Origin of the sequence: Vibrio porteresiae DSM 19223 (genome assembly GCF_024347055.1) — a bacterium.
Taxonomy (GTDB): Bacteria; Pseudomonadota; Gammaproteobacteria; order Enterobacterales; family Vibrionaceae; genus Vibrio; species Vibrio porteresiae.
Map to the genome: position 1 here is coordinate 3,246,436 of NZ_AP024895.1, position 16,421 is coordinate 3,262,856.

15 protein-coding genes are annotated in these 16,421 nt (G+C 45.9%); 9 read left to right on the top strand and 6 right to left on the bottom strand.

Annotated features, from left to right (window positions below; all coding sequences use genetic code 11):
• Nucleotides 1-251: 251 nt before the first annotated feature.
• Complete coding sequence (gene fbp, locus OCV11_RS14785; protein WP_261893779.1) at nucleotides 252-1,268, top strand: class 1 fructose-bisphosphatase; 1,017 nt, start codon at nucleotides 252-254, stop codon at nucleotides 1,266-1,268.
• A 70-nt stretch (nucleotides 1,269-1,338) separates the two neighbouring features.
• On the opposite strand, the gene OCV11_RS14790 is transcribed toward fbp, so the two are convergent.
• The 4 genes from OCV11_RS14790 to tamA all read right to left on the bottom strand — a co-directional run bounded on the left by OCV11_RS14790 (nucleotide 1,339) and on the right by tamA (nucleotide 7,624).
• Nucleotides 1,339-1,695: a DUF2799 domain-containing protein gene (locus OCV11_RS14790; RefSeq protein ID WP_261893780.1), complete on the bottom strand. Its 357-nt coding sequence runs from the start codon at nucleotides 1,693-1,695 to the stop codon at nucleotides 1,339-1,341.
• 97 nt (nucleotides 1,696-1,792) lie between these two features.
• Nucleotides 1,793-2,140, bottom strand: coding sequence for a gamma-glutamylcyclotransferase family protein (locus tag OCV11_RS14795; protein WP_261893781.1), 348 nt, complete (start codon nucleotides 2,138-2,140; stop codon nucleotides 1,793-1,795).
• A gap of 10 nt (nucleotides 2,141-2,150) precedes the next feature.
• Nucleotides 2,151-5,912, bottom strand: a complete 3,762-nt coding sequence (gene tamB / locus OCV11_RS14800) for an autotransporter assembly complex protein TamB (protein WP_261893782.1) — start codon at nucleotides 5,910-5,912, stop codon at nucleotides 2,151-2,153.
• The gene (gene tamA, locus OCV11_RS14805) at nucleotides 5,909-7,624 is read right to left on the bottom strand and encodes an autotransporter assembly complex protein TamA (RefSeq protein WP_261893784.1); all 1,716 of its coding nucleotides are present in this window, start codon (nucleotides 7,622-7,624) and stop codon (nucleotides 5,909-5,911) included. The genes tamB and tamA overlap by 4 nt, the downstream gene beginning before the upstream one ends.
• Nucleotides 7,625-7,796: 172 nt before the next feature.
• On the opposite strand from tamA, the gene msrA reads away from it, so the two are divergent.
• From msrA to OCV11_RS14840, 8 genes are all read left to right on the top strand, one after another.
• Nucleotides 7,797-8,435 carry a peptide-methionine (S)-S-oxide reductase MsrA gene (gene msrA / locus OCV11_RS14810; RefSeq protein ID WP_261893785.1) on the top strand — a complete coding sequence of 213 codons (639 nt, stop codon included), beginning with the start codon at nucleotides 7,797-7,799 and terminating at the stop codon, nucleotides 8,433-8,435.
• Between the two features lie 89 nt (nucleotides 8,436-8,524).
• Nucleotides 8,525-9,079: a YtfJ family protein gene (locus OCV11_RS14815; RefSeq protein WP_261893786.1), complete on the top strand. Its 555-nt coding sequence runs from the start codon at nucleotides 8,525-8,527 to the stop codon at nucleotides 9,077-9,079.
• Between the two features lie 192 nt (nucleotides 9,080-9,271).
• Nucleotides 9,272-9,553, top strand: coding sequence for a DUF2607 family protein (locus OCV11_RS25075; RefSeq protein WP_373332796.1), 282 nt, complete (start codon nucleotides 9,272-9,274; stop codon nucleotides 9,551-9,553).
• 28 nt (nucleotides 9,554-9,581) lie between these two features.
• The gene (gene zrgA / locus OCV11_RS14820; protein WP_261893787.1) at nucleotides 9,582-10,223 is read left to right on the top strand and encodes a zinc uptake protein ZrgA; all 642 of its coding nucleotides are present in this window, start codon (nucleotides 9,582-9,584) and stop codon (nucleotides 10,221-10,223) included.
• Between the two features lie 50 nt (nucleotides 10,224-10,273).
• On the top strand, nucleotides 10,274-10,996 hold the full coding sequence (locus OCV11_RS14825; protein WP_261893788.1) for an ABC transporter ATP-binding protein: 723 nt from the start codon (nucleotides 10,274-10,276) through the stop codon (nucleotides 10,994-10,996).
• Nucleotides 10,980-12,239: an ABC transporter permease gene (locus tag OCV11_RS14830; RefSeq protein ID WP_261893789.1), complete on the top strand. Its 1,260-nt coding sequence runs from the start codon at nucleotides 10,980-10,982 to the stop codon at nucleotides 12,237-12,239. Before OCV11_RS14825 ends, OCV11_RS14830 begins: the two co-directional genes overlap by 17 nt.
• Nucleotides 12,240-12,248: 9 nt before the next feature.
• The gene (locus OCV11_RS14835; RefSeq protein ID WP_261893790.1) at nucleotides 12,249-12,758 is read left to right on the top strand and encodes a DUF3299 domain-containing protein; all 510 of its coding nucleotides are present in this window, start codon (nucleotides 12,249-12,251) and stop codon (nucleotides 12,756-12,758) included.
• A gap of 294 nt (nucleotides 12,759-13,052) precedes the next feature.
• On the top strand, nucleotides 13,053-13,958 hold the full coding sequence (locus OCV11_RS14840; RefSeq protein WP_261893791.1) for a TIGR03899 family protein: 906 nt from the start codon (nucleotides 13,053-13,055) through the stop codon (nucleotides 13,956-13,958).
• A gap of 58 nt (nucleotides 13,959-14,016) precedes the next feature.
• Here OCV11_RS14840 and cysC read toward each other — a convergent pair whose 3' ends face one another.
• Entirely contained in the window at nucleotides 14,017-14,637 is a 621-nt protein-coding gene (gene cysC, locus OCV11_RS14845) for an adenylyl-sulfate kinase (protein WP_261893792.1), read from the bottom strand.
• Nucleotides 14,638-14,656: 19 nt separating this feature from the next.
• Nucleotides 14,657-16,381, bottom strand: coding sequence for an SLC13 family permease (locus OCV11_RS14850; RefSeq protein ID WP_261893793.1), 1,725 nt, complete (start codon nucleotides 16,379-16,381; stop codon nucleotides 14,657-14,659).
• Nucleotides 16,382-16,421 lie beyond the last annotated feature (40 nt).

The window sequence follows — 16,421 nt, forward strand, 5'->3', positions numbered from 1 at the left end:
TCAGCCTCACAAGCCGTATTGGTGTTTGTGCCTCAATTATCCTCATTCACTTAGTAAAAGCGAGCAATGCTTTATCAGGGAAATGTCATTTCAGAAAAAAGGATACAGATTTTGAGATCTCGGTCAGTTACTTCAGTACCCGTAAAAAGTTCTGCGCTCTAAAATCTCGCTATGCTTTGGTGTTACTAGGTTGTTAACAACCATATCAACATCAAGCTAAAGCCCCCATATAATATAAATAAGGAAAAGACATGTCTGAGTTGCGTACACTCGGGGAATTCATTGTTGAGAAACAACACGATTTTCCCCACGCAAGTGGAGAATTGTCCTCACTACTAGCGTCAATTCGATTGGCCGCCAAAATCGTTAACCGCGAGATTAATAAAGCTGGTCTAGTCGATATTACTGGTGCTACCGGTGTGGATAACATCCAAGGCGAAGAGCAACAAAAGCTGGATGCTTATGCGAATGACAAGTTCAAAGCTGCGCTGGAAGCACGAGACCAAGTGTGTGGTGTCGCTAGCGAAGAAGAAGATGAAGCAGTCGCGTTCAACAAAGAACTCAACAAAAACGCAAAATACGTGGTATTAATGGACCCTCTCGACGGGTCAACCAATATCGACGTCAACGTCTCTGTCGGTACTATCTTCTCTATTTACCGTCGCGTTTCAGAAGTGGGTACACCACCAACCCAAGAGGATTTCCTTCAACCAGGTAATAAGCAGGTAGCGGCTGGTTATGTCATTTACGGCTCGTCTACCATGTTGGTTTACACCACAGGCAATGGCGTTAATGGCTTTACCTACGACCCATCGCTGGGCACGTTCTGCCTGTCTCATGAAAATATGACGATTCCACAAGATGGCCGTATCTACTCAATTAACGAAGGTAACTATGTGCGCTTCCCACTGGGTGTGAAGAAGTACATCAAGTTCTGCCAAGAGAACGTGCCTGAAGATAATCGTCCTTACACTTCACGTTATATTGGCTCCCTTGTGGCAGACTTTCATCGTAACTTGCTAAAAGGTGGTATCTACCTTTATCCAAGAACAGAAAGCCATCCTAAAGGGAAACTGCGTTTGCTGTACGAATGCAATCCAATGGCGTTTCTGATTGAACAAGCTGGCGGTGTGGCGACAGATGGCAAACAGCGCATCATGGATATCAAACCAACCGAGCTACATCAACGTGTGCCACTTTTCATTGGTTCAACCAACATGGTGAAAACCGTGCATCGTTTTCTTGAAGAGTACCCAGACGAGGAATAATCACTCTCGTTACTCGCTTAAGAACAAAGAAAGCCAGCAAATCTGCTGGCTTTTTTGTATGGGAAAGAGGTTAGTCTAAGCTAGCTCCATCATCCCAAGAATCGCCCTGACGATATAGGTCACCAAACTGTGGGTGAGTCGAATCACAAACTCCGCGATATGGTCTGTGATGAATGCCTAATACGTAAGGGTCCTGTGCGCAGTATTGAGTAACACCAGCTAAATAGCCTGCGCTATAAGACGAGTACAATGCATCCGTCAGGGACGCATCACTTTGCTGCTGCAACTCGGTTTGTGACATCTTGACGTGACCGAGTTCACCTTGTTGGAACCCGTATCCTTGCCATGCGTCGGTGCTTGTAGTGGAAGGCGTAGGCTGTGCACTACATCCAGCTAAAAATACTGCTAACACTAACAGCTTCTTCATCAGCGTTCTCCTCTCTGAATCGCCAGATTCAGTATAGAAACTGATTCGTATATTTGTGTGGTGAATAAGTAAAATAGTGCAAACTTTAATCAAAATTTTAAACGCGCTGGCACCAATCCCCTGATTCTATTATGGTATCTAGATGATCACTTTCTTGATAAACATAAATCCAAGCACGACCAAATGTGGTCTCGATGCTTTCACGACGGTACTCCACGGGAACATCTTCTAACTCATCCAGTTTGGCGAGTGTCTCTTCATCGACCAAATAGACTTCACCGGAAATGACATTACGCCCTTCCACCAATGCAGGGTAAGGTCCTAAATCGTAAAGCGTATATTCAGGTGGTGTATCAAAATGTCCGAGCAATTGGCTATTGACCAAGTAGTGATGATTACACTCACCTTGGCGTAAGGTGCCATAAACAAAAACCAGATGTTGCATAACCTTCTCCTTAGTCAAATTCAAATTGGTATAGGATATCGACCGCACTGGTTAATCCTGATACCGCCTCTACATATAAATCCTTCATTAAACGATAGCGCACGGTAAACTCGCCGACGGAGTTAAAAATACCCACACCATATTTAACTTGCAAGCCTGGTAAGATATATCCGCTCACTGTCACTTGAGAGTCATCACCAGAACCCGCAGTATCTAGCTGTAAGTCTTGCACTCCGACAGCCTGCCCGATTTCACCAACCACTTTGCCGCTTTGCGCCAAACTCAAACCGATTAATGCTGTGGTCATCGAGTTGCCACCCGCTTCACCATCAATATCTTGACCACGCAATAGATACGACAGTGCATTCGCTTGCGGCATACTTGGATCAGAAAAGACCGTCACTTGTGGTTCATCGACTGAGCCAGTCACTTTGATACCAGCCGTTACATCATCCTCGATGTTGTCTGGATTTCGTATCGCCGTAATCGACAAATTTGGTTGATCGACCGCTCCATTCATCACAATTTTACCTTCTTGGATGATGAGGTCTTGCCCAAACGAGCGATAGGTCCCGTCAATCAAGTTAATCTCGCCGGTTACAAATGGGCCTTTATCTTTCTGTGACACGTTAAGATGCCCAGTCAAACCAGCCTGTAAACCAAAGGCTTTCAGTTTAAAGTCGTTGCCGATATCAATGGAAACTGCTGTTTCGATATCAAATGGGAAGCGATTCTCTTCAGTCACTGGCTTAAAGTGTTTATCTAAAATGATTTGGTCTTTAGAAACACTCACGGCACTTTTCGGCAGTTCTTCAACGACTACGCGTCCCCAAGGTAGCGAAATTTTACCTGAGACAGACGCCAACTTCGGCTGCATAGCCAATGATAAGTCCGGCACCACTTTGGCTTTCACCATTGGCGGCATATCGATCATGAGAGAATCAGCACCGACATGAGCGTTCACACGCCAGTCCTCTAAATCTGCCCAATTTGCATCGCCTGTCACAGCTAACACGCCCTCTTGAGTCGTGATAGAGGAGCTAAGCTGCGCCGTATAATCTTTAAATTCGATGTTCACCTTACCAGAGTTAACATCGACTGGTGAGATATCACCATGGACACCGATATTATCGACCGTGAGATGACCATTCACTTTCGGGTGCAACATATCACCACTGAAATCTAAATCGGTCGCGATATTCGAGGTTACCTTGCTGTACTCACCGAATTGATTAGCCAGAAAATCGAGATTCAGTGGCGTTAAGGTCAAATGTCCTTGCATCTCCTTCTGCGCCTGTGTCACGTCTTTGATCGCCACCTGACCGGTTAAACTGCCATTTTTAGTGAGATCGATTTGCCACTGCGCTTTTAAACTGTTCTCTTCAAGATGAGCGTTCAGTTTCGCGTTATCCCATGCCACGGTAAGAGGCGCATTCAATTGCTGCACCACCTGACCTTTGCCAAGGGTAAGGCTGACATCGACCAACGGCGCTTTATGCTCTGCCCACGTTGCGGCAACCGTCGCATCCACTGCCCCATTCAACTCAGTATCTTGCGGAAGGAACATGGCAATTTGTTGAAAATCCATCTGATGAGCAGAGAGTGCAACAGAGCCCGATTTTCCTACCGTAGTCGGCTTATCTAAACAGATGGCCGCTTTACCATCATTCCAGCAATGCGCCCCAATGCTCACCTCTTGTTTATCGGCATCGATAGCCAAAGAGGTCTTGTCATGCAATCGCCACATACCTAAGTCTGAGCCTATCGACCAATGGTCAATATTGCCTTGCCAAAGGATCGATGGTTTCAACACCAATTTTCCGTCAAACGCCACTTCGGTTTGTAGCTTAGGCTCAGGAGCTTGTACGTTAAGTTCGATACGGTGTTGATCTTCTGTGCCTTTCACCGCCACTTGTACCGACGTTACTTTATGCTGTTGGTAAACAATATTGCTGGCCTTTAGCGCCAAATCAAGTGTGGGTTTAACCAAAGGAGAAACACTTCCCTGCACATTGAGCTGGTGAATCGATAACTGTTTCTGCCACGCAATCTTCTCACCGTTAATGGCGAGATGAATATCCGGTTGCTCCGCTTTGCCACGAAATTTAAGCGTGCCTTGTAATTGACCTTGGGTATCCGGTAGAGACTTCGCCAGATCGGGAATACGTAGTTGCACATCCATATTCCACTGTTTAGCTAGGCTACCTTGAACTTCAACATGGTTGTCACCATGTGCCAACGTTAAACCTTTCGTAACAACGTCAAACTGCCCTTTTCCTTGTTCATCACCAGCACTCACTTCACCGGCTAAATGCAGTGGGTAATCTCGGATATCCCCATCAAAAGAGAGAACCGGAAGCTCAACTTTCCATCCACCAGCTGCCGTTAAATGGCCAGCAGTTTCAACATGCCCACTAAGATGACCTTCGGCTTGTGGCCAATAACGCTGCGGCTGAATGTCATCTAAATCGAGTTTCGCCTGCCAATTGGCAAGCGATTTCCAATCTGCGCTGGCTTGGCCACGGATCTGTCCGCCTAAAGCATCGACTTTAAGCTCGGAGAGCTCGATTGACGTCAAACTGCCAATACCTTGCACGCCCAAACTTATCGGCGGAATTTGTTGACCTTTCACTGCACCATCAAGAGCTAACTGATACTGATTAAGATCGCCAGAGGCCGTTAAATTGGCTTTATCCACTTGATACTGAGCATCCCCCGTCAAAGGCCATTGTGTACTCAACTGCTGCACTTTAAGTGAGAAAGGCAGTTGCGGTTCAAGTGCCTGAAGAGTGGCCTTGGCTTCTGTGGTCACCGGACCTTGCAGGCTAGCACTTACGGTAAGCTTCGCTAAGCTGCCAGAGACGTTAGCCGCTACCGATTGCCCATTGATAGGGTCCATTTTTAACTGAGAGGTTAACGCCAGATTCAGTGGGTAATTTTGATCTAACTGAATATGCCCGGTGAGATGAGCACTCCCTTGCGGCGCAACAACTGAGAGCGAAGAGATAGAAATATCATGCTGATAGGCTTCACCACTTAAATTCAGTGAGTTGACTACCATTGGGGTCGTTTGCTCGAAACGAAAATCTTGCACGCGAAAATGCGGCAGCGAAACACGCAACGGAATTTGTACGCTAGGCAGCGTTATTGCGGTTTCTGAATCGTGAGTTGACGTGCTCTTTGGCGAAGCTTCATCTGCTTTACTCAGCGCCAAACGAATCTGCTGCCAATCGGTTTGCCCTAGCTGCAGATGATTACCACGCATGGTGGCACTGGTTGATAAATGCTTCCAGCTCAGTTGAGTACCTTGCAAGTTTAGCTGGATATCATCAAGGTCTAAGCGACTGACATACAGAGGTATGGGTGTCGCAATAGCAGTGACAGCCTCAGAATCTTGCTTATCAATAGTAGTCTTTGGCTCTTGAGGATCACTGAGCGTTACCTTAAGCCCTTTCATGCCAACGTTGCGCAGGCAGACGGCAGGCTCTAACAAGCAGTGACCTTTGATACCTAACGTCAGCTTATCGGCACTGACATCCACGCCAAGAGATTTATCTTTATAGGTGACGTCCTTGAGCGAAAACTCAGGATAAAGCGCCCCTTCAGACGATCCAATTGAAAGCTGAGGCACTAGATTTTGCACCCCAATTAACAACACCTTAAGACCAGAATTGCTAAACAGTAAGCTGCCGATGAACACCGCAACCACTAAAATGAGAGCGACACAAAATACCGACGCCAAGCGAGTCCATTTCAACGCCAAATGGATCATAGTTCAGGCCCCAGAGTAAAGTGAATGCGGAATTGATCGCCCGGATCCTGTTGTAAGCCCCAAGCGAAATCAAGACGTAATGGCCCCACTGGCGAGATCCAACGGATCCCAAAGCCTGTACCGGTTTTCCAGTCTGGCAGAGTATCGAATGCATCCCCGGAATCGACAAAGACCGCGCCCCACCAATTTCCGGTGATACGATACTGGTATTCTAAACTGCCTGTGGCAATGTATTTCGCACCTGCTAATGCACCAGACGAATCGGTAGGAGAGATCGATTCATAGCCGTAACCACGAATACTGTTATCACCACCAGCGAAAAAGCGCAGAGAGGGTGAAATCCGGTCAAAGTTTTGCACTAGGTTGGCACCACCATCGAGACGGATGATACCGCGATGGTTCTCTCCATAACTGCGAATCCATGAGGTTCCAGCCAAAACCCGAAGTACCTGAGTTTCAGAGAAAAAGGACGGATCACCGTATTCAAGGGTAATGGTTTCTTTATCACCCCAAGTTAACAAGGTTCCTTTAGCGCGCGTGCGAGTTCGGGTATAAGTCACCCCAGGCAAGACGAATTGACCAATGTCGTCCAATTCACCTTGTTCATAGTTTTCAATTAGGTAGCGAGCAAAAATGGTGCGATGCCAACCATCATCCATCAGCCAGTGGCGTTCAATAGCCAAGTTGGATTCCAGGCTTTGGGTATCGCGACTGTCGACATGCTTCATCCCATAAGAAAATCGGTAGTACTGATGCAACACATCTTCTAGCGGAATTTTGTAGCCAAGGGTAATGACTTGCTCAGGCTCAGAAATAGAAAAACTGCTATCAAAACTGTGCCCCTGTTCATTCACCCACGGTTTTTTCCAAGTTAAGGTTCCCTTGATACCCACGTCGGTTGAATAACCCAAACCGGTTTCTAACTGGTTGCGAGATTGAGGAGCCAACGTCACTTTCATCGGCAATTGACGCTCAGTATCAATATGACTTAGATCCGGCTCAACCAGAACCGATGAGAACCATTCAGTATTGGAAAGTGCTTGGTTAAAACGAGCAACGTCAGAAACGTCGTATGAGTCACCTTGCTTATAAGGCTGGAGAGAAGCCACGCGATCCATCTCAATTTGGCTACCGGTAATGGTTGTTTCACCAAATTGATAGCGAATACCACTGTCAAAATGCAGGGTAACCATGGCTTCATTTAATTCAGGAGAGACACCAATCTGGTTTTGCGTAAACTTCCCGTTGAAATAGCCTTTTTTCAGAGCCAAGTTACCTAGTGCACTTTTTAAAGAATCGTACTTACCGTGATTAAGTGGCTCACCAACTTTCAAACCGCTTTGGGCGACCAACTGAATAAAATCTTTGTCGTGCTCAGCTTCACCGGTAATTTGAATGTCAACTTTGACAAGCTTAGTGACCTCTCCGGGAATGACTTGCACGATGAGCTTCTCTTCACCTTCTGGTACAGAAAAACTGATGTCAGGATGGTAATAGCCTAACGCGTTGAGCGCTTCAGTAATCTTCTGTTCGAGCTGCGATTGAAAACGCAGCTTGACGGAGTAATCGTCTGGCGAGATCGAAGACAGATAGGCTTGTACATTGCTCTCCAATGCACCATCCAAACCTTGAATATCAAGGTCAACTTTGGCGAAAGATGAAGCAGAAAACAGGATCGCGCAGATAAACGCTGGAAAAGATGTTCGTCTCATGCTTAATTAAGGGGCATCGTTGTTCAGCAGATTCTAATCATTAATAGCTGAATCATACAGCGAAACACCGATTTCGTCTGTACGAAAACGGTCAATTATCGAACCCAACTCAAAGAGCTCGTCTCGATTGGCATAGAAACCACTCCATCAGCGCACGAATAAAGGAAATAGTATGCTCGATAAACAAGTGATGATCACCGCTGAGAATGCATTGCCGGGTCGCTCAACCCCAATGACCATCGATGACACCCATTTCGTCAACCAAACTAGCATGACGGCAGCACCTAAAGAGGGGGAAGAACACATCCTCATTGGTATGGGCTGTTTCTGGGGCGTTGAGCGCCTGTTCTGGAAATTGGATGGTGTTGTATCCACCTCTGTCGGTTACGCCGGAGGCTTTACTCCAAATCCAACTTACGAAGAAGTGTGTACTGGGCAAACTGGTCACACCGAAGTGGTTCATATTATTTATGATCCAAAGAAACTATCATTTAAACAATTGCTTAATTATTTCTGGGAAAACCACAATCCAACTCAAGGCATGCGCCAAGGTAACGATTTAGGTACTCAGTATCGTTCAGCGATTTACTATTACACTGAAGCACAAAAAGTAGCAGCTCAAGAAAGCTTAGCCGCTTATCAAGCACTATTGTCTGACAGCGAATTTGACCGTATTACTACGGAAATCTTGCCGGCCAAAGAGTACTACTTTGCTGAAACTTACCACCAACAGTATCTTGCGAAAAATCCAAATGGTTACTGCGGATTAGGTGGTACAGGGATCTGCTTCCCACCAAGTCTGCAAGGCTAATTGAACTTGGCCATGAGAGCCAATCTCGTGGCCTTTGCCTACTTTTCCCGACGACTAAGGAGAGTTGTCCGACTCAATCTGGAGCTACCATGACCTATCGTCTCTCTTGCACCCTTCTCTTAGCCGCTCTCCCTTTGTTTGCCAGCGCCCACACTCTCTCCATTGGCAAACCACTTCCTCCAGTACAAGTGAATCAATTGGGAGAAATCGTGTTAAAGCAAACTAACGCGTCATTTCAAACCTGGTCAACGGAGGAAATGAAAGGCAAAGTGCATATCATTCAAGCCATTGCAGGCCGCAGTGGTGCTAAAGCGATGAACCAACCACTAATGAAAGCCATTACTCGCGCAGAGTTCGATCCCAACCAATATCAAACCACGACCATCATCAATCAAGATGACGCCATTTGGGGGACGGGATCGTTTGTGAAATCCTCAGCAATCAGTGGTAAAGAGGAATTCCCTTGGTCTTCAGTCGTGTTAGATGAGCAAGGTAAAGTTGCCCACCAATGGCAACTCAAACCAGAGAGCTCTGCAATCATAGTGCAAGATAAACAAGGTAACGTCTTGTTTGTGAAAGAAGGTGCTTTAAGTGAGCATGAGATTGAAGTGGTAATTCACTTAGTGAGTACTCACCTCGAATAACCACTCCTCCCAAACGACAATCAAACTCTTGTGCGGTTAGCACGTCTGGGATGACATAGGTATATTTAGCAACAAATTAATTCGCAAAATCAATTGTTCACTACTTGCCTCATCACACATTTGTTATACCATAACATTTCTCTAACTTGATGAATCGGGTAAAAGATGGGGCAATCTTTGCATACATGGCGAATGCATTCTCGGATCGTGTCTTGGTGCGCGCTCCTGATCATGCTATGCCTGTGTGTTGCGTTTGTTCAGCATGAAACGGATTATGACGCCGACCATCATCACCATCATGTTTGCCAGCACTATTCAAGTGCCCATAATGCCTTACCTCCCCACGTGCCTGATGTTCCAGTTTGGAGCTCGCACGCCGTTTGGCATTCATACTCGATACTGCCAGCTCTGGTAGTACAACTCGTACCAAGTATTGCGCGCGCTCCCCCTACATCACTTCTGAAACAGAACTAACATTTAATTTATTTTTCAGGAGTACAACATGTTTACTAAATCGCTTATCGCGATCACTCTGTCTAGCGCACTGACAGCAACCGCTTTCGCCCAAGAAGAATTTCGTCAACACGAAGCCCATGTTCATGGTCACGTAGAAATGAACATTGCCCAAGATGGCAACGACCTTTTAATTGAAATTGATGCCCCTGGTGTTGATGTCGTCGGTTTTGAACACGCACCTCAATCTGATGCAGATAAAGCAGCCGTAAAAAAAGCACTCGACCTGCTAAACGATCCAACTCAGCTGTTTTCTCTCTCAACTACAGCAAAATGTCACATTGAAGACGTATTGGTCAGTAATACTGTTGAAGACCATGATGAAGATGCGGATGAGCATGAACACCATCACGACGATGCTGACGAACATGAACACCACGATGACGATGAACATGAACATGAACATCACGAGGGTGACGAGCATGAGCACGAAGGTGAACACCACCATGAACACGGTGCATTCAACATTCAATACCAATTCCATTGTGATGAGATTGGCCAACTTACGCAGTTAGACAGCCATTGGTTCACTCACTTCCACAATACCAAAGAGTTGGATGTGAACTTACTCACCGATAAGCAACAAACAGCACTAGAGCTTTCTCCTGGTCACAGTACTATCTCTCTGTAATAGCATGTATGGAGTGAGTAGTTACTCACTCCTAATTTCAAGGAAGGGTAATGGATTCAGTTTCAAACTCAAGTGCAGTCATGGTGTTAGAGCATGTGACCTATCGGTGGCCAAAAGCTTCACAAGCTACTATCGACATCCCTGAGCTCATCGTAAAGTCAGGCGAGCACTTATTTATAAAAGGCCCGAGTGGTTGCGGGAAATCGACATTATTGAGTTTATTAACGGGGATTAACGTTGCGACGTCAGGTCAAGTTACCGTGCTTAATCAATCACTCAACCAGTTAAGTGGCAGTGAACGAGATCGCTTTCGTGCGGACCATATCGGATATATTTTTCAGCAGTTTAATCTACTGCCCTATCTATCTGTACTTGATAACGTGATGCTGCCGTGTCAGTTTTCATTGTTACGACGCACGAATGTCGCGGGTCAAGCCAAGCAAAAGGCAAAAGCACTGTTAGAACGTCTGCACCTCCCCCAAGAGCTACTGCATAAACCTGTTACTGAACTCAGTATTGGTCAGCAACAGCGCGTTGCCGCAGCTCGTGCGCTGATTGGTGAACCCAGCATTATCATCGCCGATGAACCCACTTCAGCCTTGGATTTTGATACTCGTACGCTCTTTATTGAACTGCTGTTAGAAGAAGCGGATCGGGTTGGCTCAACGTTAGTGTTTGTCAGTCATGACCCAACACTAGAACCTATGTTTAAGCGAAGTGTTTACTTACCTGAATTAAATAAAGCGGGAGGCAAACATGAAAGTGATCGCTAACCTAGCTTGGAAAAGCTTACTCAATCGTAAAACCACCGCACTGCTGGTAGTGCTAACCGTGGCTATTTCTGTCGTGTTGTTATTGGGGGTAGAACGAATTCGCACCCAAGCTAAAAGCAGCTTTGCTAACACCATTTCAGGCACAGACTTGATCATTGGCGCTCGCTCTGGGCAAGTTAACTTGCTGCTCTATTCGGTATTTCGCATCGGCAATGCCACTAACAATATCGACTGGAAAAGCTTTGAAGAGTTTTCTCATCACCGCGCAGTAAAATGGGCGATACCAATTTCATTGGGCGACTCCCATAAAGGGTTTCGTGTTATGGGGACTAACCAAGCTTACTTTGACCATTACCAATATGGACGTAAGCAACCACTGACTTTTGCCGCGGGTCAACCATTTCACGGGCTATTTGATACGGTCATCGGTTCCGATGTTGCTGAGCAACTCGGTTATAAAGTGGGAAGCAAAATCATCATTGCGCACGGTATCAGCGATGTTGGCTTTAGTCGCCACGATAATTTGCCTTTTACCGTAGTAGGAATCTTAGCGCCAACGGGAACTCCGGTGGATAAAACCGTCCATGTGTCACTTGGTGCTATCGAAGCGATTCATGTGGGATGGGAATCCGGAGCGCACATCGGCGCGACGCCTGATGCTCAAATCCTTGAACAGCAACAATTCCAGCCAAAGCAAATTACCGCGATGTTGGTGGGTTTGAAATCCAAAATTCAAACCTTCGCTCTCCAGAGGCAGATTAATGAATATCGCTATGAACCACTTAGCGCCATCATGCCCGGCGTTGCCTTGCATGAACTATGGGGAATGATGTCCGTTGCCGAACAAGCGTTAATGGCAGTCTCCATATTTGTGGTGATTGCTGGTTTGCTTGGCATGCTCAGTAGCCTGTTAACAAGTCTACAGGAGCGCCGCCGTGAAATGTCGATTTTGCGTGCTATGGGCGCTCGTCCACACCATGTATTTACTCTGCTCGTAAGCGAAGCCAGCGTTCTGACTCTGGTCGGAATCGTAACTGGCGTAGCGGTACTTTATGCCTTGTTGGGTGTCGCAGCACCATTAATCGAGACCCACTACGGCATCTTAATTGATTTTACCGCTCTGACTTTACATGAATGGACCTTGATTGCTTATGTGCAAATTGCAGGCATGGTGATCGGAATTATTCCGGCCATCCGTGCGTATCGCCAATCGTTAAGCGATGGCATGACCATTCGTTTATAGGAATTTATCATGAGAAAACGTTATATAACGTTAGGATTAATCTGGCTATTGAGCGCAATATCATTCGGCGCTTGGGCCAATTCAGACCCAGTAACCTTGGATTGGCTGGATTTAATTCCTCAATCGGAACGAGCTCAGTTTGACCAACAGGGAATGCCACTGTTAGATCATTCAGGCAATGCACAAGCCAATCAATCGAAGATTGGTCATGTACGACCTGAATTAAATGGCAAGCTGGTTAAAATCCCAGGATTCGTCATCCCCCTTGAAGGCGACGAAAATAAAATTACCGAGTTTCTTCTCGTTCCTTACTTTGGTGCTTGTATCCACGTTCCACCGCCACCACCCAACCAAATTATCTATGTACGTTTCCCAGAGGGAGCACCCGTACAAGAGCTATGGGATGTGATTTACGTTACGGGTAAGTTAAAAACCGAGACGATGAGCTTGGATTTGGCTGAAACCGCATATTCTCTCGAAGGGATGGCTATCTCTGCATATGAGGATGAAGAGGGCTAAAACAGACTAAGCACCTACAATGTTACTAAATTGTTATGCTATGAATGTGGATAAATAAACCAAGACAACCACATAGGCTGCCACAAGAATACCAACAGATAGGTGCTTTCTCATTCTGAGAGCTTTGACATTTTTCATTTTAACCACCTCAGACAATGAAACAATTTTAACAAATCATTATCATTTTGGATAGTGCAATTTTGTGCACTCTACTCCAGACTTTCACTAGCTCCCTCCTGCATAAACAGGTACATTTTACTCTATGGATAAAATGTCATCGTTTTTAGGGAAACCATGTCAGCACCTAAGCAACCGGTTGTGATTGAGCACGATGCCGATACCGACCATGCCAATAATCACGAAAAGAAAAGTACCTACGTTAAAGACAGTGCCAGCCGTATTTTGACTATTGCTCAGCAGCAAGGACTCGACGCGTTATTGCAGGCTGAAACGCCAAAGCATAATCCCTATGAACGAGCGCTTAAACGTGAACGCTCGCGACGTGAAGTGCGCCAAAAAAACTTAGAGCAAATCATTAAACTGGCTCATGTTTCTTGCCACGACGAAACCGCTGGTGATCCAGACCAAGATTGGCTCTATCGGTTTTTCGATATGGCGCAAGATATCCATAACTCATCCATGCAGCGTTTATGGGCACAAGTACTGAAAAGAGAAGTGACCAATCCGGGATTCACCTCAATGAAAGCGCTCAAAGTTCTGCAGGATATGACCCCCAAAGAGGCGCAGATTCTGCAACGTGCAGCGGCATTGTCATGCAGCTTTGGCAGTGACCATAGCCTAAAGTTGCTGTTTGGTCTTAAAGCGCAAAATGGCAGTTTGTTTCGTTTAGGCAAACGCGACAGCACCACAGCCATTAATATCGGCAATTTTAATCTGCCCTACTCAAGCCTATTAGTGCTCATTGAATTGGGCTTATTGCACGCGACTGAATTGGAATCAGGGGAAATAGAACTCGATCCACCATTAGCCTTAAGCTATCAAGGGAAAAATCTCTCTTTGCAGACAACGTCCAAAGGCGTGCGCCTACTCTATTATCGCTTTAGTCCGACCGGAAATGAGTTGTGTCGGCTACTGGGGAATAAACTCAACAACGCCTACTACGATCAACTGATTGCGTTATTGAGCATCAAGTTTACGGTGCAAAGTGATGCCAACTCCACGTTCCACCACACGGTATAAACCATAAAAAAACCACCAGCTCAAACTGGTGGTTTTTTATATTGATTTCACTCGATAGTTATTGACGAATAATGCCTCGTTCATTGAGTGCCGTCAGACATTGAGCGACCAATTCATCAATACTTGCATCACCTGCTGGCAGATCAATCTCAGGCGAGAGCGGCGCCTCGTACGCAGAATCGATACCAGTAAAATTGGCAATTTCCCCTGCACGCGCTTTTTTGTACAAGCCTTTAGGGTCGCGTGATTCACAGACATCAAGTGATGTGTTCACGTACACTTCAATAAATTCGCCTTCAGGCATCATGTCACGAACTTGCTGACGTTCAGCTCGGTGCGGAGAAATAAACGCAGTCAGCACAATCAGCCCCGCATCCGCCATAAGCTTCGAAAGCTCACCAATACGACGAATGTTTTCGCGACGATCTTGCTCTGAGAAACCGAGATCACTGCACAATCCATGACGAACATTATCGCCATCAAGCAAATAAGTATGATATCCCAGCTGAGCCAAACGCGTTTCTAACGCCCCGGCAATAGTTGATTTGCCAGCCCCTGACAGTCCGGTAAACCATAAAACCGCGGGCTTTTGGTGTTTCAACTCTGCTCGTAAGTGTTTATCTACCGCATGCTGATGCCACACGATGTTCTCATCTTTCACACTTGGTGCGGAGCTCATAATGTCATCCTTCTTCAGATTAAAATGGGAAAAAGACCGGAATCAGTGCAATAACCAAGGTGGAATACACCAGTGAAATCGGAATACCGATACGCACGTAATCTCGAAGTTTGTAATTCCCTACGTTATAAACCAATAAGTTAGTCTGATATCCGTAAGGAGAAATAAAGCTAGCGCTTGCGCCAAATAACACAGCCATGATGAATGGCATAGGATCAACCCCATAGCCTACCGCCATACTGTAGCCAATCGGGAACGCTAAAGCCGCAGCCGCATTATTGGTGATAAGTTCGGTAAGCACTAAAGTGATCAAGTAAGTTGCCACCATCGCCCCAAACGCTCCCCAGCCATTAAATGCGTGAATGAAAAGATCACCCATGCGCTGCGATAAGCCGGTTGAAATCATCAATTGTGCCATCGACAACGCCGATCCTACGATCACCACAATATCGATCGGGAAACGGCGGCGAACTTCGCCGATATGCAAAATGCCCGTTGCCAGTAACACGATCAAATAGATAGCTAAGCCTTTGATGATCGGTAAAACATGCAGCAACCCAGCGATGATCACTGCTAAAAATCCAGCCAGCACACACAGTGACTTTACGCTATCAAGGCGCGCACTGGTGTCGAGATCGTTAATCAGAACAAATTCACGGCTGTTCTTATCTCTTTGTTCCTCAAAGCGTTTACCAGGAACAAGAACTAACGTGTCGCCTGCCGTTAAAACGATATTACCTAAACCACCATCTAAACGTTCATGACCACGGCGAATAGCCACCACCACCGCATCAAACTTTTCACGGAAGTGACTCGACTTTAAAGTTTTATCGCAAATGCTCGCCGATGAGCCGATCACAACTTCAACAAAGTTTTGACCATTCAAAGCCTGTTGCCCAAACAGCGTTAATCCAGGAATTTCTTGTAAGGTTGAAACGCTTTCCACGTCGCCACAGAACAGCAGCCGATCATTGGCTTGCAGTACAAAATCTGGCTTAACAGAAGGAAGACTTTCTCCGTCACGAATCACTTCAGCCAAATAGAGTTTACGGAGTGCACGCAGGTTGTTCTCAGCCACGCTGCGCCCCACCAATATAGAGCTCTCTTCTACAATGGCTTCGAGAAAATAAGGCAAATCGTCTTGGGTTTGCTCATCGGTATTAGGCAGAAAATAACTCAATGGAATCATTATCAGGACACAAGCCACCATCACCGCCAAACCAATCATGGTTGGAGCAAAAAAGTTAAGCCCTGGTAGACCAGCATTTTCAACAAAGCTGTTAATAATCAAATTAGTAGACGTACCAATGAGCGTTAACGTGCCACCAAAAATCGCTGCATAAGAGAGCGGAATTAATAACTTAGATGGTGCATGTTGCTGATTGCGTTTTACCGCCCCAATCAAAGAGACGACCACAGCCGTATTGTTAGTAAACGATGATAAAAATGCCGTTGATAAACCTAATTTGGCGATAACTGTCCCTAACTGACCCTTTGAGATACTGCGACTTACCCAACTGATAAGACGCGTCTTTTCTAACGCCGCTGAAACTAACATCAAAAGAACTAACGTCACCAGTGATGAGTTAGTAAAGTTCGCAGCTAACGCAGTAACATCCATCAGACCAGAGAGGTAAGCAACAAATGCAGCACCAGCAAAAATAATGCTAGGTTTAATACGCGTCAGTAATAAGCACGCGATAATCATAATCAGAATAGCTAAAACCAGACCCTGTTCCCACATACCGCGTCCTTATGAGAGGGGAGCGGACGCTCCCCTCAGA